Source organism: Lysinibacillus alkalisoli, assembly GCF_014643595.1.
GTDB classification, from domain to species: Bacteria; Bacillota; Bacilli; order Bacillales_A; family Planococcaceae; genus Metalysinibacillus; species Metalysinibacillus alkalisoli.
Window position 1 is genome coordinate 62,734 of sequence record NZ_BMJT01000010.1, and the last position, 19,107, is coordinate 81,840.

22 protein-coding genes and 1 tRNA gene are annotated in these 19,107 nt (G+C 37.1%); 9 read left to right on the forward strand and 14 right to left on the reverse strand.

The window, feature by feature from the left end; all coding sequences use genetic code 11:
* Positions 1–37 precede the first annotated feature (37 nt).
* The 7 genes from phnC to IEW44_RS13605 all read left to right on the forward strand — a co-directional run bounded on the left by phnC (position 38) and on the right by IEW44_RS13605 (position 5,862).
* Positions 38–793, forward strand: coding sequence for a phosphonate ABC transporter ATP-binding protein (gene phnC / locus IEW44_RS13575; protein WP_188615601.1), 756 nt, complete (start codon positions 38–40; stop codon positions 791–793).
* 3 nt (positions 794–796) lie between these two features.
* Positions 797–1,612 carry a phosphonate ABC transporter, permease protein PhnE gene (phnE, locus tag IEW44_RS13580; RefSeq protein ID WP_188615602.1) on the forward strand — a complete coding sequence of 272 codons (816 nt, stop codon included), beginning with the start codon at positions 797–799 and terminating at the stop codon, positions 1,610–1,612.
* Positions 1,613–1,623: 11 nt separating this feature from the next.
* On the forward strand, positions 1,624–2,430 hold the full coding sequence (phnE, locus tag IEW44_RS13585) for a phosphonate ABC transporter, permease protein PhnE (protein WP_188615603.1): 807 nt from the start codon (positions 1,624–1,626) through the stop codon (positions 2,428–2,430).
* 257 nt (positions 2,431–2,687) lie between these two features.
* Positions 2,688–3,509 (forward strand): AraC family transcriptional regulator, encoded by an 822-nt coding sequence (locus tag IEW44_RS13590; protein ID WP_188615604.1) that lies wholly within the window; start codon positions 2,688–2,690, stop codon positions 3,507–3,509.
* Between the two features lie 224 nt (positions 3,510–3,733).
* Positions 3,734–4,723: an ABC transporter substrate-binding protein gene (locus tag IEW44_RS13595; RefSeq protein WP_188615605.1), complete on the forward strand. Its 990-nt coding sequence runs from the start codon at positions 3,734–3,736 to the stop codon at positions 4,721–4,723.
* A gap of 1 nt (position 4,724) precedes the next feature.
* Positions 4,725–5,471, forward strand: a complete 747-nt coding sequence (locus IEW44_RS13600) for an alpha/beta hydrolase (RefSeq protein WP_188615606.1) — start codon at positions 4,725–4,727, stop codon at positions 5,469–5,471.
* Positions 5,472–5,535: 64 nt separating this feature from the next.
* A complete protein-coding gene (locus tag IEW44_RS13605) occupies positions 5,536–5,862 on the forward strand; it encodes a YflT domain-containing protein (protein ID WP_188615607.1) in 327 nt (108 codons plus the stop codon).
* Between the two features lie 86 nt (positions 5,863–5,948).
* Here IEW44_RS13605 and IEW44_RS13610 read toward each other — a convergent pair whose 3' ends face one another.
* The 6 genes from IEW44_RS13610 to groES all read right to left on the reverse strand — a co-directional run bounded on the left by IEW44_RS13610 (position 5,949) and on the right by groES (position 11,047).
* Complete coding sequence (locus IEW44_RS13610; protein WP_188615608.1) at positions 5,949–6,296, reverse strand: hypothetical protein; 348 nt, start codon at positions 6,294–6,296, stop codon at positions 5,949–5,951.
* Complete coding sequence (locus tag IEW44_RS13615; protein ID WP_188615609.1) at positions 6,280–6,969, reverse strand: DUF2225 domain-containing protein; 690 nt, start codon at positions 6,967–6,969, stop codon at positions 6,280–6,282. Before IEW44_RS13615 ends, IEW44_RS13610 begins: the two co-directional genes overlap by 17 nt.
* 348 nt (positions 6,970–7,317) lie before the next feature.
* On the reverse strand, positions 7,318–8,190 hold the full coding sequence (locus IEW44_RS13620; RefSeq protein ID WP_188615610.1) for an HpcH/HpaI aldolase/citrate lyase family protein: 873 nt from the start codon (positions 8,188–8,190) through the stop codon (positions 7,318–7,320).
* Between the two features lie 18 nt (positions 8,191–8,208).
* Positions 8,209–8,931, reverse strand: coding sequence for an SDR family NAD(P)-dependent oxidoreductase (locus tag IEW44_RS13625; RefSeq protein ID WP_188615611.1), 723 nt, complete (start codon positions 8,929–8,931; stop codon positions 8,209–8,211).
* A gap of 149 nt (positions 8,932–9,080) precedes the next feature.
* Complete coding sequence (gene groL, locus IEW44_RS13630) at positions 9,081–10,718, reverse strand: chaperonin GroEL (protein WP_188615612.1); 1,638 nt, start codon at positions 10,716–10,718, stop codon at positions 9,081–9,083.
* A 44-nt stretch (positions 10,719–10,762) separates the two neighbouring features.
* Positions 10,763–11,047 carry a co-chaperone GroES gene (gene groES, locus IEW44_RS13635; RefSeq protein WP_188615613.1) on the reverse strand — a complete coding sequence of 95 codons (285 nt, stop codon included), beginning with the start codon at positions 11,045–11,047 and terminating at the stop codon, positions 10,763–10,765.
* A 155-nt stretch (positions 11,048–11,202) separates the two neighbouring features.
* Here groES and IEW44_RS13640 point away from each other — a divergent pair, with 155 nt between their 5' ends.
* A complete protein-coding gene (locus IEW44_RS13640; protein ID WP_188615614.1) occupies positions 11,203–11,931 on the forward strand; it encodes a CPBP family intramembrane glutamic endopeptidase in 729 nt (242 codons plus the stop codon).
* A 46-nt stretch (positions 11,932–11,977) separates the two neighbouring features.
* Here IEW44_RS13640 and tatC read toward each other — a convergent pair whose 3' ends face one another.
* From tatC to IEW44_RS13655, 3 genes are all read right to left on the reverse strand, one after another.
* Positions 11,978–12,805 (reverse strand): twin-arginine translocase subunit TatC, encoded by an 828-nt coding sequence (gene tatC / locus IEW44_RS13645; protein WP_188615615.1) that lies wholly within the window; start codon positions 12,803–12,805, stop codon positions 11,978–11,980.
* Between the two features lie 16 nt (positions 12,806–12,821).
* Entirely contained in the window at positions 12,822–13,016 is a 195-nt protein-coding gene (locus IEW44_RS13650) for a twin-arginine translocase TatA/TatE family subunit (RefSeq protein WP_188615616.1), read from the reverse strand.
* 95 nt (positions 13,017–13,111) lie between these two features.
* The gene (locus IEW44_RS13655) at positions 13,112–13,747 is read right to left on the reverse strand and encodes a redox-sensing transcriptional repressor Rex (RefSeq protein ID WP_188615617.1); all 636 of its coding nucleotides are present in this window, start codon (positions 13,745–13,747) and stop codon (positions 13,112–13,114) included.
* 125 nt (positions 13,748–13,872) lie between these two features.
* Here IEW44_RS13655 and IEW44_RS13660 point away from each other — a divergent pair, with 125 nt between their 5' ends.
* Positions 13,873–15,804 carry an ABC-F family ATP-binding cassette domain-containing protein gene (locus IEW44_RS13660; protein ID WP_188615618.1) on the forward strand — a complete coding sequence of 644 codons (1,932 nt, stop codon included), beginning with the start codon at positions 13,873–13,875 and terminating at the stop codon, positions 15,802–15,804.
* A gap of 377 nt (positions 15,805–16,181) precedes the next feature.
* On the opposite strand, the gene tsaD is transcribed toward IEW44_RS13660, so the two are convergent.
* The 5 genes from tsaD to IEW44_RS13685 form a co-directional block, all read right to left on the reverse strand.
* The gene (tsaD, locus tag IEW44_RS13665; protein WP_188615619.1) at positions 16,182–17,207 is read right to left on the reverse strand and encodes a tRNA (adenosine(37)-N6)-threonylcarbamoyltransferase complex transferase subunit TsaD; all 1,026 of its coding nucleotides are present in this window, start codon (positions 17,205–17,207) and stop codon (positions 16,182–16,184) included.
* Positions 17,207–17,656, reverse strand: coding sequence for a ribosomal protein S18-alanine N-acetyltransferase (rimI, locus tag IEW44_RS13670; protein WP_188615620.1), 450 nt, complete (start codon positions 17,654–17,656; stop codon positions 17,207–17,209). The genes tsaD and rimI overlap by 1 nt, the downstream gene beginning before the upstream one ends.
* Complete coding sequence (gene tsaB / locus IEW44_RS13675) at positions 17,646–18,341, reverse strand: tRNA (adenosine(37)-N6)-threonylcarbamoyltransferase complex dimerization subunit type 1 TsaB (protein WP_188615621.1); 696 nt, start codon at positions 18,339–18,341, stop codon at positions 17,646–17,648. The genes rimI and tsaB overlap by 11 nt, the downstream gene beginning before the upstream one ends.
* Positions 18,338–18,790, reverse strand: coding sequence for a tRNA (adenosine(37)-N6)-threonylcarbamoyltransferase complex ATPase subunit type 1 TsaE (tsaE, locus tag IEW44_RS13680; RefSeq protein WP_188615622.1), 453 nt, complete (start codon positions 18,788–18,790; stop codon positions 18,338–18,340). Before tsaE ends, tsaB begins: the two co-directional genes overlap by 4 nt.
* A gap of 167 nt (positions 18,791–18,957) precedes the next feature.
* Positions 18,958–19,033, reverse strand: a tRNA-Asp gene (locus tag IEW44_RS13685).
* Positions 19,034–19,107: the final 74 nt, after the last annotated feature.

The window sequence follows — 19,107 nt, forward strand, 5'->3', positions numbered from 1 at the left end:
GACATCTTTTTTATTACAGTAGGTTAGGAGCTTTTACATGATTGAATTTAAAGACGTTGAAATGCAATATCCCAATGGTTTTAAAGGATTAAAAAATATTAATGTACAAATTGCTCAAGGTGAATATGTAGCTGTCATTGGTTTATCTGGCGCTGGCAAGTCGACATTTATTCGCTGTATCAATCGTATGCACGATATTACAAAAGGCGAATTAATCGTTAATCAGACAAATGTACATCAGCTGCGTGGTAAAGAAATACGACAGTTGCGTCGTAACATCGGTATGATTTTTCAATCATTTAACCTTGTAACACGCTCTACCGCATTAAAAAATGTACTTGTATCATTTGTACCTGAGATGCCTCTTTGGCGTAAATTATTAGGCATCTTTACACAAGAGGAAAAAAGAAAAGCACTCACTGCATTAGACCAAGTTGGCATTTTAGATAAGGCATTTGTGCGTGTTGACCAATTATCAGGTGGTCAACAACAACGTGTAGCTTTAGCCCGCACATTAGCACAAACACCTGGTATTATTCTGGCAGATGAGCCAGTTGCCTCACTCGATCCTATGACTGCTAAACAAGTGATGGGCGACTTTGCCCGTATTAACAAAGAAATGAATATGACCGTTATTATGAATATTCACCATGTTGATTTAGCGCTTGCTTATGCTACACGTGTAATTGGCATTCGTGCTGGTGAAATTGTTTATGACGGTCAAGCATCTGATGTGACAGAAGCTGTCTTATCTCAAATTTATAATGGACAACAGCCTGTAGAGGAGGTATAGCATATGAATTTTAATGTATTGGCCAAACGTCATATTACATTACAAAATGGCAAAGTAGTGGTAATGAAACGCTCTACTACACCTCTTATTATCCTTATAGGGCTTATCCTTATCTATTTTTCTGTACAGATTACTGGCTTTAATATGGAAGCTATTATTAAACGAATTGACCAATTCTTTGTTATTTTGAAAGAAATGATGCAGCCTAATTTCTCTTATACAACTAAGCTATGGCAGCCATTATTCGATACTATTAAAATGTCACTACTCGGCTCAATATTAGGGGCTATTGTGGCAGTACCGATTGCTTTTTGCGCCTCATCTAATATTATAAAAAATCGCTTTATCGTAATTAGTAGTAAATTCTTTTTAAGTTTATTACGTACGTTACCTACACTTATTGTGGCTTTAATGGCTACTTTTATTTTTGGGCTAGGTACTATGGCTGGCTTTATCGCTATTTTTTTATTCACAATTGCCTACGTTGGCAAACTATTATACGAACAAATTGAAAATGCAGATATGAAAGCCTATGAAGCTATGCATTCTATGGGGTTGACTACTGTACAATCTTTTCGTTATGCCATTCTCCCCCAAGTGTTGCCTAACTATCTTTCTACTACACTGTTTTGCTTTGAAGGTAATGTACGTTATGCCTCTATTTTAGGCTATGTAGGAGCTGGTGGTATTGGGCTATTATTAAATGAAAATTTAGGTTGGCGTAATTATGCAAATGTAGGCATGATTTTAGTCATGCTCATCGTTACCGTCTTCATTATTGAGACAATCAGTGAACACTTTAGAAAAAAATTAATGTAGGAGGGCATATCATGCACACTATTGAACATCAGCTATCACAAGAGCCAACGCGCCGACTCTCTAACCTTGCAACAAGTATTATTATTATCGCCCTCTTACTTTGGTCTGTTACAGCTTTTAACTTGTCTAATTTAAGTGAAAATGGCTTAACTATTGCTAAAAATATCTTTAAAGGTATCTTTAATCCTGATCTATCCTTACTCTTTAGTATCACTAAACAAGGCGTGCCCTATTTATTAGTGGAAACAATGGCCATTGCGTTTTTAGGTACCATTGTAGGTGCTATTTTAGCTATACCCTTAGCTTTTTTATCCGCTTCTACGATTGTACCTAAACCGATTGCTTTTATTGTACGTCTCTTTTTAATTGTCGTGCGTACCATTCCAGCGATTGTATATGGCTTAATGTTTGTTCGAGTTGTAGGTCTTGGACCATTTGCTGGCGTATTGACTATGTCACTCACATCTATTGGTATGTTATCTAAATTGTATGTAGATGTCATCGAGGACTTAGATACGAGTATACTAGAGTCTATGGAATCTATTGGCTGCACCACATTTGAAAAAATACGCTATGGCATTTTTCCACAACTATCTGCCCTATTTATCTCAATTATGATTTATCGATTTGATATGAACTTACGTGATGCAGCCATTTTAGGTCTCGTTGGCGCTGGCGGGATTGGTGCTCCTTTAATCTTTGCGATGAATGCTTACAAATGGTCAGAAGTAGGAGCCATTTTAATCGGTCTAATCGTACTCATTTTGCTTGTTGAGTTTATCTCAAATAAAATACGTACTCAGATTGTGCGCGGTTAAATATAAGACGACAACGAGCTAATACATTCGACTATATTTTGTCGTGTAACGCCGCAACTATCCATTTACGAGAAGTTGTAGTTTACATCATTGCTATATGGCATATTCCTTAGCAACAAGTCACTAAATCGTGGCTTGTTGCTTTTCAACTTTGATCTTCATCTCGTTCGCTTAATAGTCGGCTTGACTATAATAAATATGATAAACTAAAGCATATCTTGTATCTAAAATCGTTTTATTGAAAGGAGCATTGTGCTATGGATATTAACATTAATCAATTAATTGATTATTTTGCGCATAATAAAACGAATTTTATTAATGTATTTCCAGCAAAGGTAGAAGCGAAATCCCCTGATGAGGGCCGCTCCACAACACCACATCTTTGCGGTCTTGTCATCCCCTTATCTGGTAAAGCAAAATTCACGCTAGCGAATACCACGTATGAATTAAATGGCAATCAAATTTTACATGCATCACCTCGCACACCTTTTAAAGTCGTTGCTGAGACCAATCTTTTTGAGTACTTGGTCATTCACTATGAATCTGAGCGCCGTGCTGAAAATGAACCTTTTGTAGACGAGCATTATGTTATTCCTACAGGGCCTTTAACAACGATTCATACCATTACTACGCAATTAATTGAAGTCTTTGGCACACCTGGCAGTTTAGCCATCGTAAGGTCTAAAACCTGTTTTGCACAGGTAATCGAGCAAATGTTAGTAGCCGCGAAGTCACACGCTAAAACGTCGCACCCTGATAAAATGTTAAAGGCTATTGATTATATTCACACTCACTATCAACAACCCCTCTCTGTATCCGAAATTGCTAATGATATTGGGATTGAACGGCGTAGGTTTGCTCATCTTTTTGAACAACATACCGGTATGGCACCTAGCACCTATATTGCAGAGTACCGTATTACAAAAGCAAAATCATTACTGCGCGCCTTTAAAAACCCTATTGCCGAAATCGCCGAACATGTAGGTTTTACAGATAGTTTTTACTTTAGTCGCGTATTTAAAAAGCATACAGGCGTATCGCCTACACAATATCGTATGCAAATTAATGATCGTCTGTGACAATATATTGTTACAGACTTTTTTTGCGCATAAATGCAGATATCATAGCAATGTAAATAAAAAATCCTTGATTAACATACTTATTTTCATTTATCTATTCTATAGCTACCAGCAAAATTCTATAATGATAAGAAATTTGTCCATTCATTTCGTACGTAACATTTGTTAAAATCATCATGTAAATGATAATGATAATCATTAGTGTTAATACAGGAGGATATATAATGAAAAAGTATTTTATGATTGGCTCAGCTGCATTGCTTTCTTTAACATTAGTAGCCTGTGGCGATAAATCGGCAGATAAAGAACAAGAAGATACAACGACTAACACCGAACAAGTTACAAAGAATGAGACAACTAAGAACGAAACAGCACAAGACACTACGCAAATTGTTACTTATTTAGGTGAGCAATACGAATTGCCTACTAAAATCAATAACATATTAGCAGGTAGTTTTGAAGCTATGGAGGACTCTGTTGCACTTGGGGTGCAACCTGTTGGTGTCATCGATATGGAACGCGTGCCTGAATATTTAAAGGATATGGCTAGTAAAGCCGAGCCAGTAGGTGACAAATTTGGACCAAGCCCAGAAGCAGCTATGGCTATTAAGCCGGATGTTATTATTGGTACATCCAAATGGCAACCCGATGTTATGGAAAAATTAAACAAAGTACAAACCGTCATCCCTTACTCTCATATCGCTAAAGACTGGAAAGAAAATTTAAGATTTTATGGGCAAATTGTCGGTAAGGAAGATAAAGCTAATGAATTAATTAGTGATTATGAAAAACAAGTTGAAAAAGTACAAGCTACTGCTAAAGAAAAATTAGCAGACCAAAACATCTTAATCATTCGTTACCGTCAAGGGCTGTACGTTTACCCACAAGATGTGTACTTGAATGACATTTTATATAATGATTTAGGCGCTCCTGTACCGCAAGTGGTAAAAGACGCTCCTTCTCAAATTGAGTTATCGATGGAAAGCTTATCAGAATTAAATCCTGATGTTATTTTCCTTCAAATTCAAGTGAATGACGAAAGCGAAGCAAATAAAATTGCTGATGACTTTAAAAATGATCCTATTGTTCAAAACTTAAACGCGATTAAAAACGATAACGTCTTTATTAATGCCATTGACCCATTAGCTGAAGGTGGAACAGCATTATCTAAAAAAATGTTCTTAGACATTGCTTCAGAGAAGTTGTTAAAATAATATGAGAATACACGATTTTTCATTCACATCAACACACACACAATACACGTATACAATTTCATACTACATACCGGCTGACCCACAACCACCAGAAGGTTTCCCAGTATGTTATGTCTTAGATGGTTCTTCCTATACTATGATGATGGCTGAAGCGGTTCGCTTACAAAGTCGCAATACACTGCGCACTCATGTAGCACCTAGTATTGTTATTGGCATCGGTCATCAAGATGATATGCGTGATAGACGCTTCTTTGATTTTACTGCACCAGCAGATGCCTATAAATATCCTGAACGTTTTAAAGGGGATGTTGAACGACAACACGGGGGCGCTGAAGCCTTTACAAGGTTTATTGAGCAAGAACTTAAGCCTGAGGTCATGCGACGTTTCCCAATTAATCAACGAAAACAAACATTGTATGGCCATTCCTTAGGGGGCTATTTCACTTTTTGGCAATGGCTCCATCATAATGATAACTATGCCCATTACTTAGCGATCAGTCCATCACTCTGGTGGAATGACCATCATTTATTTACAGACATTACAACACATCCTTTCACTCACACAACAACACCATTGTTTATGGCAGTTGGTGAACATGAAGGTCATATGGTTATAGATGCCAAAAAAATGCTTCCTTATGTTGAGCAAAAAACGACCACGACTAGCCTATATATTGCACCAGATGAAAATCACGCTTCTGTTGTCCCAACAACAATGAGCCGTGCATTACGTTTTATTCATGTTTAAAATGTGAAGAGCAGGGTACATTTTTAGTGTAAGTTATTTTATCGAGAAAGGACGTTGAATCATTATGGCAATTACAAGAATCGTAGAAAATGGGGTTCAAGCTAAGCATGCCATTGAAGCGCTTGAAGCACAAGGATACAGCCGAGAACATATTTATATTTTTGCACATTACGAAAAGCGTTCAGAAGATATCACAAAAGAGTTGCATACTGAAGAGGTTGGTTTAAAAGAACAAGGTGTTGTACAAGCCATTAAAAATATTTTTACATCACGCGGGGATGAGCTACGCAGCCAAATGCAATCTGTTGGCCTATCCGAAAGTGAAGCGGCAGATGCTGAGGAAGAATTAGATCATGGACGTCTTGTTATCATAGCAAGTAAAGATGCATGATGAAATAGCATAAAAAAGTACGATGATGAGCAAAATGCTCATCATCGTACTTTTATTTATGCATACCATGCTTCAACTATGTATCCTTATTTTCGGTGATATGTGTGTTTTCGCTTAGCTTGAATTTGCTCAAACCATTCCTTATCACGCGCTTCTTTTTCCAATGTTTGTGTAAGGTTGGTTGCACAGTGATGGCAGATACGTGTGCGTGTTAGCGTGCCACAGCGTTCACAAGGAGCCCCTATATTAGGAAAAATAGTAGCTTTAAATTTCCCTTGTTTTGCCCATTTATATAAAAGTTGAGGCGCTACACCTGTCTTTTCTACAATTTCATCATTTGTTAAATAACGATTATTTTTCCGTAATAAATAATGATGCAGTTCAGCGAAAATTTCTTCTTCTCGCACATCTAATTTATTAAATTGAAATTCCATCCTTTTCGCCCTCCTGCTCTTTATAATCATGGCGATAATCTTCCCAGCGATTTCTCGCGTACTTTCTGTATTTATTTGAGATATTACGATCTCCTAAAATGCGTGAAAAACCTTTTCTCGCCTCATCAATATCGCCAATACGCAGACTAAGTTCCGCATGTAAATATTTAATACGTTCTTCTCCTTCTTTATTTTTAGCGAAGGACTGACTATAAAATTCTCGCGCGGCTTTTAAGTAATGTAACTCCTGTCTTGTATTATTTTGCAAGCGGTAAAGCCATGCCATTTTTAATGCAAAGTTACCGAGTAACAAGGGCTCTTCCATCGCAGCTTTTGCTACTAAATATGCTAATTTATAACTCATTAACGCATCGTCAATTGTACGCTCTGCACATAAATCAGGTTTAAATTGTAATTCTTCGATATATAATTGCTCAATAATTAATAAAAATGGGCCATATGTTCTTGTCATCGAATGGTGATATGCATAGCCACAATGTGGGCATACCGCTACTTCATATAATAACGGGTTTAAATCTTTATAAATGGGCATAAAATCGGTGTCTTCTTTTATAATTTTACAGCGATTAGGTCTTGCCTTATATGTTTTATATAGTTTCTTACAAAAGTGGCACGTCATTTCTTTTTGATAATAATTCACATTAAATTTCATATCAATGTACCCCCTTCCCATTTTCATAGTAGATTTATAACACTAACAAAATGAGTCTTTATATATAAATTTACTTCTTTTACATGAAAAACTCTAGTGTTTTTTTCATATAATCATTGCATTATCGTGACAATTATAAGCTAATTCATTCTTTTACATTTTTCTGTTCTATTTAATAGAAATTTTGTACAGTTCTAATCTCAAGGGATAAAATCACTATGGTAAGTAAAGTAATATATTTTACATGCCAACATACCTTAACAACCTATACAAATCTACTCGCTTTATGACTGTAAAATAAAACGAGTGATGAAGGAACTCTCCCTCACCACTCGTTTAACATACTATTCACTTCAGTTGCTGTGCGTATGCGAGACGTTCCTTAGCCATAGCTACATGAGCATAGTCAATATGGTCGCCCTCATACATAACAGCACTAACGCCTTGTTTTTCAGCCTTAGTGAATGCTTCAATCAATCCTTCATAATAACGTATCTCTTCTTCTGTAGGGGCATAAATGGCATTAACGACTTCTACGTTGGATGGATGTAGGACGAGTTCCCCATCATAGCCTAGTTGACGATTCCGTTGAGCTGCCTTTTTTAGACCCGTTAAATTATGCACATCTTGCCATAAACCACCGATTGGTGTCTTGCCAGCAGCACGTGCCGCCATGACAGTGCGTGATTTTAAATAGATACTCTCTGTACCTTCAGGTGTCCACTGAGTACCAAGAGAACGTTCCACGTCGCCATTTTTAGAGCTAATACCAATAATACCTGTTACTCGTTCAATCATAGCAATATCGTAAGCGAACCATAAGGCTTTTGCTGTCTCTAACATAGGTAGTATAGCGATTGTTTGTGGTGCTAAGCCTTGCGCTTGCTCAAGTAGTAAAAGTTGTTGATGCACTTGTAATACGTCTTCAACACTGGCTACTTTAGGTAACACTACACCACTGATGCCTGGATGTGTTGCTAATCGTAAATCTTCACGTGCATAGCCTGTGAGATGTTTATTAACACGCAGCCAAATCTCTTTCTCCCATTTCACAGAAGCAAGCACGGATTTTACATTGTTACGTGCTTCTTCTTTTAAATCGATTGGTACACTGTCTTCTAAATCAAAAATAATAGCATCTGCCACATGTTGATTACTCTGTTCTAGCCACTTCTTCTTTATCGCTGGCATAAATAATAATGTACGATAAATCCCCTTCATTTCAACTACTCCCATCCTTTAAGCGTTTAAGTCTGTTATCGCAGGTACAGTAATCTCTTTTACACAGGCAACTGGTGAAAGTGCCACTACACATTTTACAAGCGCAACAATATCTTGCACGGGTATGCGTGTGCCATCATACTGGTCAATAGCTTCTTGTACACCTGCTTCATAAGGCACCTCAGCTGCCAACTCGCCTGGATTAATACAGGTTACTGCAATTTTATCATCTCGCACATGCTCTCTTAAAGCATTTGTAATACCGCGTAATCCAAACTTAGAAGCAACAAATGACACTTGCGCATTATTCGTGTGTGCAAGCCCCGCTGTAGAGCCAATTACGATAATTTTACCTGATGACGATTTCCTGACATTCGGTAACAACGCCTGCAAGTATGTAATCGTTGATAGTAAATTCGTTTGGATTACTGTCGCGATATCCGCTACTTTATCGTTATCAAATGTATAGTCCTCTTCAAATCCGCGTTGCTCCCAAATGCCAACATTATAAATCACAACGTCTACTGTCACATCTTGCAATACTTCCACCATTTTTGTAATGTCCTTTTGATGCGATAAGTCTAACGATAGCCATTGTCGCTTTACACCATCCTCTATCATTAAGCTACTTGGTTTTGTACGCGACACCACATAAACCGTGTCACCCACCTCTGGTAACCCCTTAACAAAGGCATCGCCTAACCCTTTACTTGCTCCAAAAACGATATAAGTTTTACTCATCCTTCTCACCTCGACTCATTGTACCAAGTTTAAGCTACCTTCAGGCACTAGACCTTTGAATGAAATCCATATAAAAACAGACACCAACGAAATAAAATTCGTCAGTGTCTGTTTGCTTTAAATGAGTTTATTATACGAAGAAGCTATGATTACATCATGCCCGGCATGCCGCCGCCCATACCAGACATATCTGGCATTGCTGCGCCTGCTGGTTCTGGTGAGTCTGCTACTACAGCTTCTGTTGTTAAGAATAATGAAGCTACACTTGTTGCATTTTGTAATGCCGAACGTGTCACTTTAGCTGGGTCAACAACACCTGCTTCAATCATATTTACCCACTCGCCTGTTGCAGCGTTAAAGCCATTACCTACTGCCTCACGTTTTAAACGGTCAACGATGATTGAACCTTCTAAACCAGCATTGTTTGCGATTTGACGTACTGGCTCTTCTAGTGCACGTAAAATAATATTTACGCCTGTTGCCACGTCGCCTTCAGTACCTTCAGCCGCTTTCTCAACAGCACCATATACGTTCATAAGAGCTGTACCACCACCTGAAACAATACCTTCCTCAACTGCTGCGCGCGTAGAGTTCAGGGCATCTTCAATGCGAAGTTTACGCTCTTTCAGTTCTGTCTCTGTAGCTGCGCCAACTTTAATCACCGCTACACCACCTGCTAATTTAGCTAAGCGTTCTTGTAGTTTTTCTTTATCAAATTCTGATGTTGTTTCTACAAGTTGAGCACGAATTTGTGCAATGCGACCTTCAACCGCTTCAACACCGCCTGCGCCTTCAACAATTGTTGTGTGGTCTTTTGTTACAACTACTTTGCCAGCACGACCAAGCATTGTAATATCGGCTGATTTTAAATCTAAGCCAATTTCTTCAGAGATAACTTGACCACCCGTTAAAATCGCAATATCTTCTAACATTGCTTTACGACGATCGCCAAAGCCTGGTGCTTTAACTGCTACTGCGTTAAATGTACCACGTAGTTTATTCACTACTAATGTTGCTAATGCTTCACCTTCGATATCTTCAGCAATCATTAATAATGGACGACCTTGTTGTACTACTTGTTCAAGCACTGGTAGCACTTCTTGAATATTTGTAATCTTTTTATCTGTAATTAAAATGTATGGATTATCAAGCTCTGCTTCCATTTTGTCTGTGTCAGTTACCATGTAATGGGATAAGTAACCACGGTCAAACTGCATACCTTCTACAACGTCTAGCTCTGTTGTAAAGCCTTTTGACTCTTCAATCGTAATAACGCCATCATTGCCTACACGTTCCATAGCTTCAGCGATTAATTCGCCTACTTCTTCATCAGCAGATGAGATTGCTGCTACTTGAGCAATTTCTTCTTTGTTTTCTACAGTGCGTGAAATTGCTTTAAGCTCTGTTAAAGCTGCACCTACCGCTAAGTCCATACCTTTACGGATGCCAACAGGGTTAGCGCCTGCTGTAACATTTTTTAGTCCTTCACGAATCATAGCCTGTGCTAATACGGTTGCTGTTGTTGTACCATCACCAGCAATTTCATTTGTTTTTTGTGCTACTTCTGAAACAAGTTTAGCGCCCATATTTTCAAAAGCATCTTCTAACTCAATTTCTTTTGCAATCGTTACACCATCATTTGTAATCAGTGGTGAGCCGAATTTTTTTTCTAATACAACGTTACGACCTTTTGGCCCTAATGTTACCTTAACCGTGTTAGCTAATTTATCAACACCTTGTGCCATTAATGCGCGTGCTTCTTCTGCGAATTTAATATCTTTTGCCATAAGTATAATTTCCTCCTTAAATTTTGTTACTCAATTTGATCTATTTATTCAACAATTGCTAATACGTCTGATTCGCGTAAAATTAAGTACTCTTGACCTTGGTATTTTACGATTTTACCTGCATATTCATCAAATAAGATTTGGTCGTCAACTTTAACGTCAAGTGAAACTCGTTCACCGCTTGGTAACATTACGCCATTTCCGACTGCAACAACTTTACCTTGTTGTGGCTTTTCCTTTGCAGTTTCAGTTAAAATTAAACCTGATGCAGTTTTTTCTTCTACCTCAATTACTTCAATTACTAGACGATCACCTAATGGTTTTAACAAGTGAAACAACCTCCTATAATAAATATCTTTTTTAGCACTCATTTAACAAGAGTGCTAATACAATTCTTATAATATAAAACTTTATTTTCTTTTGCAAGCAAATTACTTCACTTTCTACTACAATAGAAAAGAGTTAGAGAGAAAGGACGTTTTTAATGGAACAAAACTATCATTATAAAAAACATTTCATCACAGCTATGCTAGTTATTGCTGTCTATGCTGTAGTCATGCAACTCTTACCCATACTTATTATTAAACCTGCTCAAACATTACTTGCCTCCACTACTATTAATCCTGGTGGTTTTTCCATTGTTATTTGTGCGCTCCTTGCGCTAGTTATTTGCCTATGGTTAACACGAGATAAAGAGTACTGGGCCTCTGTATTCACTAAACCACGTGAACCATTTAGTACGGTTGTACTTTGGGGTGTGATTGGTTTTGTACTTGTATTAATCGGGCAGGGGTTGGCTGCTTTAATCGAAGTAAAGTTTTTAGGTATCCCAACAGGATCACAAAACACAGCAGATATTGTAGAAGCTGCTAAAGTAGCACCGAGTTTATTATTAGTAGTGACTGTTATTGGCCCTATACTAGAAGAATTTGTATTTCGTCGTAGTATCTTTGGCGTATTATTAAAGCCAACAAATTACTTAATTGCTGCTTTAATTAGCTCACTTATGTTTGCTGTTATTCACCTTGAGTTTACCCATCTACTCGTTTATGCTGTATCTGGCTTTGTCTTCTCCTTTGTCTATTATAAGACACGTAGTATATGGACACCTATTATTGCCCATGTATTATTAAATAGCTTTGTTAGTATCGTAAACTTGAATGTTGATAAAATCGACATGATTCAACAACAATGGATTATATGGTTTTACTAAAAAAGGTAGGGAACAAGTTACACACCTGTTCCCTACCTTTTATTAGTTATTTTTCATTTTCAATCGCTTCTAGTTGCTCTTGTTGTTTAGCTAAAGCCTCTTCTACAATTCTTTGTTGCTCAAGCTCATACTCTTCTTTTTGACGAGCCTCTTCTGACTTCAAGTATTTGCGATAGCCATAACGGGCAACTACAATACTAATTTCATACAGAATAAATAAAGGCACCGTTACAATTAAATGTGAAAGTAATTCTGGTGGTGTAATAAGCGCTGCAATAACAAACAGAACAAAATAAGCATATTTACGGAATTTTGTCATCCATGCGGGATTTAATAAACCAATACGTGATAAAAACAACATAATAATCGGTAATTGGAATAATAAACCGAATGGTATTGTAATGCGGAATAAGAATGAAAAGTAAGCTTCAATTCCTATCGTTTGTTGAATCTCCAAATCCGTTGATAATGCTGTCATAAACTTCATCATATATGGAAATAAGATAAAGTAAGAGAAAGCTAAACCTGCTAAAAATAATAAAAAAGCATATGGAATATAGCTTAAAGTAGCTCGGCGTTCAACATCGCGTAAACCTGGACTAACAAAGGCCCAAATTTGATATAAAATAATCGGTGATGTAATAATCAACGATATCAAAAGTGTCATTTGTACATAAATCATCAGCGGTGCTGTCACATTGAAGGCATGCAACTGTAAATCATGCGTAGTGCTGGCATCCTGTAAATATTTAATCAAAGGTTTAGCTAAAAAAAATGAGCCGATTAGACTCAAAACAAAGAAAACGGCGGAGATCACCAGCCGCTTTCGTAATTCTTCTATATGCTCAATCATAGTTAGTTCCTGTTGATTCATACGTCAAACACCTAACTTATTTAGTTAATTCTTTCTTTTCTTCGATTTTCTTCTTATCGTCATCGTCATCTGCTAACCCTTTTGTAGCATGTTTAAATTCACGCAAGGTTGAACCAAAAGCTCTGCCTAACTCTGGTAACTTCTTAGGACCAAAAATTAATAGAGCAACAATGGCAATTAAAATAATACTACCTGGACCGATTGGACCCATTACGGCCACCTCCTCGTATAATATATACTATTTTACCGCAAACCCTTACATTTAGCTAACGAATTTAATGTGAATATTTTACGTCTGTTTTATACCTATTCTTCTTGATTACGTATTAAATAAATTAGCGCCTGTAATTCTACCGACAAGTCAATGTTTAACACTTGCATGCGTTCTGGAACGTGAATACGCTCTGGTGTAAAATTTAAAATCCCCTTCGCTTCAATAGCTGCCAAACGATCAGCCATCATTTGTGCAGAGCGAGGTGAGACAGTGAGTATCGCCATTTCGGCTCCGTACTCTTGATATTTCTCTTCTAATAATTCTGGTGGATACACCGGAATATTACTAACTAATTTTCCTTCAATAGGTGCTTTTGAATCAAATGCAACGACAATATGTGTATTATGGTTTTTTTGAAAATTATACTTTAATAAAGCACTACCTAAATTACCTACCCCAATTAATGCTACTTTTGATGGTTCTGCTTGGTCTAGTGTTTCACTAAAAAAAGCTAAAAGATGCTTTACATCATAACCATAACCTTTCTTACCTAACGCACCAAAATAAGAAAAATCTCGGCGAATGGTAGCAGAGTCAATTTTCATGGCTTCACTTAATTGTTGAGATGACACACGTTCCTGACCCTCATTCGCAAAATTTTGCAAAAATCGATAATAGAGAGGAAGACGCTTAGTAGTTGCCTGTGGAATTTTCACTTCACTTTTCACACAATTTCCTCCTAAGTTACTTACAAATTGTTTTTATCTTACCTAATACATTGTTAAAAGTGAAGAGCTAACATTGCTATGCACAAAAACATCCTTTACACTTAACAATGAACAGAGGTGAAATCATGATTGTATTACAAGTCAATCAACTAACAAAATCTTTTATTGCTGATGAAATTTTAAGTAATGTCAAACTAGAAGTACAACATCGAGATCGCGTTGCTCTGGTGGGGCGTAACGGTGCTGGAAAATCCACATTATTAAAAATAATAGCTGGACAAATGTCATACGATAGTGGCGATATTATTATACCGAAAGATGTTCGGATCGGCTACCTTGAACAACATGCTGGCCTTCATTCTGCGTTAACAATATGGGATGAGATGATGTCTATTTTCACTGCCATTCACGAACAAGAAGCTAAACTGCGCTCACTAGAACATCGTATGGCTCTTCCTGAAATATATGAAAATCAAGAAAAATATGCACAAATTATGACAGAGTACGACCAACTTCAACACGATTTCAAAGAAGCTGGTGGTTACCAATATGAAGCAGACACACGCTCTGTATTACATGGTATGCAATTTTTTGAAAATGATTATCAAAAACCTATTGCCTCTCTATCTGGAGGACAACGGACACGTCTCGCTCTAGCAAAACTACTATTAAGCAAGCCTGATTTACTCATATTAGATGAGCCTACTAACCATTTAGATATTGCAACGTTGAGCTGGTTAGAAAGTTATTTAAAAGGCTATGAAGGGGCTATTTTAATTGTTTCTCATGACCGTTACTTCTTAGATGAAATTGTTACCGTTGTCTACGAAGTGTCGCGTCAACTTGTTACACGCTATGTAGGTAATTATAGCGCCTATTTAACCGAAAAAGCGAAAAATTTTGAACGTGATGTAAAATTGTACGAAAAACAGCAAGATGAAAAAGCAAAACTCGAATTATTCATTCAAAAAAATATTGCACGTGCTTCTACAACTAAAATGGCGCAGAGTCGGCGCAAAAAACTCGCGAACATGACTTTTATTGACTCACCTGAAGGCGATGAAAAGTCAGCAAATTTTGGCTTTACAATTGACAAGCAAAGCGGTAATGATGTGTTAGCCATTGATGATGCCGCTGTTGGTTATGAGGAAAAACAAATCGCTGAAAACATTAAGCTTCGTTTATTCCGAGAAGATAGCGTTGCGCTCGTTGGGCCAAATGGTGTTGGGAAATCAACATTATTAAAAGCCATTGTCAAAGATATTCCTTTATTAGCAGGGCAAATTCGTTATGGCACAAATGTAACCATTGGCTATTATGACCAAGAGCAAGCCAAGCTTACAAGCCATAAATCGGTTTTACATGAGTTATGGGATGAATGGCCACTATTGAATGAAGGTGAAATCCGCTCCGTATTAGGTAGCTTTTTATTTAGTGGCAATGATGTGGAGAAAATCGTAAATGATTTATCTGGTGGAGAAAAAGCAAGATTGGCATTAGCTAAATTAATGATGCAAAAATCAAATTTTCTCGTACTTGATGAGCCAACCAATCACTTAGACTTGGATAGTAAAGAAGTGCTAGAAAATGCGTTATTAGATTATCCTGGCACCTTACTTTTTGTTTCTCATGATCGCTATTTCATTAATCGTATTGCTACCAAAGTCGTTGAACTATCAACAACGGGCAGCTTTGAATATTTAGGTGATTACAATTATTATGTGGAGAAAAAACAAGAACTTGCAGAATTGGCTCTACTAAAACAACAAGAAACCACCGTTAAAAAAAATGCTGTCGTCCCTCATCCTCAAAAGATTGATAAAGAAGTAAAGAAAAGGGAAAGACAATTACTTCGAGCTATTGAAGCATTAGAAAATGATATGCAAAAAGAAAATCTCCTGATTCATCATTATGAAGAAGAACTTTGCCAGCCTGAGATTTTTGCAAACCATGAAAAAGTGGCTACCATTCAAGCAGCATTAGAAAGCGCCAAACTACAGTACGAAACATATGAGCTAGAATGGCTCTCATTACAAGAAGAACTTGAATCATTATAATTCAAAATAACAACAGCAAACCAACATTCGCTGGTTTGCTGTTTTATTTGGAAAGGGGATTATTTATTTTAACCAACAGGTAACGAACATGCTTTATTCATATATATTGGTCAAGTGTAAATTTTTTGTGAAGCGAAATACACAAAGTTATACACAAGAAGATTGTTTATATTTCAAGCTATCAACATAGTTATACACATTATCCACAGAATAACTAGAAAAATTATTGACAAAATACCATACTACATGTAGTTTATCCACAAGTTATCCACAACCGGTGGATAAGTACATTTGTTCTAAAAGAATATTCTCATTTTACTGACTTATACACAAAAAAGACGTTTACAAGATATTAATATCTCATAAACGTTCTTTACTTATTGTTCTACTAGCCAAGATTTTAATGCCATACCTGGATTGCCATTCATATTGAGCGCTCCAAATTGTCGAGCCTTAAACATTTCACTCGCTGCTGCACCTATCATGGCAGCATTATCTGTGCATAAGTGTAATGGTGGTACATAAAATGGTATACCCTCATTCTTAAAAGTGTGGGTTAAAGAGGCACGTAAACCTTTATTTGCTGAAACTCCACCAGCTGCAATAACTTGCTTTACTTGATATTCTCTAGCTGCTCGTAATGTTTTTGCTGTTAATACTTCTACAACACTATCTTGAAAACCTTTAGCTACTGCCGACGCATCAATTGATTCGCCTTTTTGTTGTAAATTATGCTGATAATTAATAACTGCTGACTTTAATCCACTAAAACTAAAATCATAACTATCCTCTTCTAACCATACTCTTGGAAAATCAACAGCCTCTGTAGCCTCGTGTGCTAGACGGTCGATATGTGGCCCACCTGGGTAAGGTAAATGTAAAACCCGTGCTACTTTATCATAAGCTTCTCCTGCTGCATCATCTCTCGTCTCACCAATCACTTCAAATGAACCTGCATTCCTCATAAGTACAAGCTCTGTATGCCCACCTGAGACAACAAGAGCTAGTAAAGGAAATACCATAGGTTGCACCAATGCATTAGCATAAATATGACCTGCGATATGATGAACGCCTATCAATGGCAGTTGATGAGCAAAAGCAAATGCTTTAGCTGCATTTATACCAATTAGTAATGCTCCCACTAAACCTGGGCCTTCTGTTACGGCTACTGCTGACAACTCCTTTGGTGCAAGTTGCGCGGTTTGTAATGCTTCTTCTATTACTAATGTAATTTGCTCCACATGATGACGTGATGCTACTTCTGGAACTACGCCACCAAACCTTTTATGGCTTTCGATTTGCGAGGCTACAATATTTGCCACAATTACTTTACCATCTTTAATAATTGCGGCTGCTGTCTCATCACAACTTGTTTCGATTGCTAATATATATTCATTATTCATTATAATTTCACCCACATGACAAGAGCATCCTCTTGATTATCAGTATAATATGCTTTTCTAATACCACCATCTGAAAAGCCCATCTTTCGGTATAATTGTTGAGCGATATGATTCGATATCCTCACTTCCAAACTCATGTTTTCCATTCCATGTGCTTTTGCTGTGGCCATCGCTGCAGTCATAAGCCCTTCGCCAATTTTTTGGCCTCTATATGCTGGTAACACGGCTACATTTGTAATTTGAACATCACCTAACACCATCCACATACCACAAAAACCTACAATATTATCACTTTCACTAGCTAAAATATAATAGGCATATTGGTTTTCAGTCATCTCATAGTAAAACGAATCTTCCGTCCAAGGAGTCGGAAATGTCGCTTCTTCTATAGCATGTACAGCTTGCACATCTAAAATCGTCATTTTACGATAGCTGACTTTAGTTGTCATAAGGCTGTTGCTCCTTCAACCAATTGGCCTCTGCTTCTGTAATACGTTTATAAACAGGCACTAACTGATGTACGGCTTCAATCATTGGTAATGTCATTTGTTGAGCTAATAAAATAGCTTCTACTGCGCTAGGTAAGCTTTTAGCTGGTGGTGCTATTGTAGCTTTATCACCTAATATATTTTTAATTTGTTCTTCATATTTTATAGCATCCATACCTACAAAATTGACAGAAGCTTTATACGACTCTAAACAGGCTATTACAGTTTCCATTGAATAATGCCCGTCATCCAATAAAGTTTCATTGCCTTGATAAATGGCTGCATAAACATTATTACGTCTAGCATCTATCACTGGGCAGATAATTGTAGTCGAGTCGATATTGCTCGCTAAAATTTTTAAACTTGAAACTGGCACTACAGGAATTTGCAATGTCCATCCTAATGTTTTAGCAATGGTGACACCAATTCGCACACCTGTATAAGAACCAGGTCCAATCGACACAGCGATAGCATTAATAGCTTTAGGTTCTATATTAGCACGCTGTAATGCTTCTTCTATAGCAGGCATCGCTCCAATAGAGTGTGTTAGTTTAATATGTTGTTTGATTTCCACTAAAATTTCGTCATTATTCATTACAGCTACTGCAAGTGGAGCATTCGCTGTATCAATGCCTAACCATATCATCCCTTTAACTCCCTTAACATTTGTTCATATCTTATTCCTTTAGCTGTCAATATAAATTCCCTTGTATTCATATCAACATAGCGTATGTCTATCTTTAAATACTCTACTGGTAAATCTTCCTCTATTAGATGAGCCCACTCAACTAGCGTTACAGCTTCTCCATAAAATATCTCTTCCCAACCTAGATCCTCTTCACTATCTGCTAAACGATATACGTCAAGGTGATTAAATGTTAATCTCCCCTCATATTGTTTCATAATAGTAAAAGTAGGGCTACTTACAACTCTTTTTACGCCAATTCCTTTAGCAAAGGCCTTAGCAAACGTCGTTTTTCCAGCACCTAAATCGCCTTCCAGTAAAATCACATCTTGTTTATGCACAAGTTTTGCGAGAGTGTGTGCAAATTTATTTGTCTCATCAACTGTAGTCATCACTTTTTTATATCGCATATGAAAATCCCTCACAAACATACATATTTTATATTCTTCTCTACAATTATACGTTAAGAAATTTGAAAAAGGCTATAAAAAAAGAACATACTCAATGAAAAGAGTTGTTCTTTTAAAAATATCTACAAAAAAACCCTTTAAGTAAATTAAAGGGATAATATACAAAATGGCGGTCCCGACCGGGATCGAACCGGCGATCTCCTGCGTGACAGGCAGGCATGTTAACCGCTACACCACGGGACCAAAAGTATTGCCTAGCAACGTTCTACTCTCGCAGGACCTACGTCCAACTACCATCGACGCTAAAGAGCTTAACT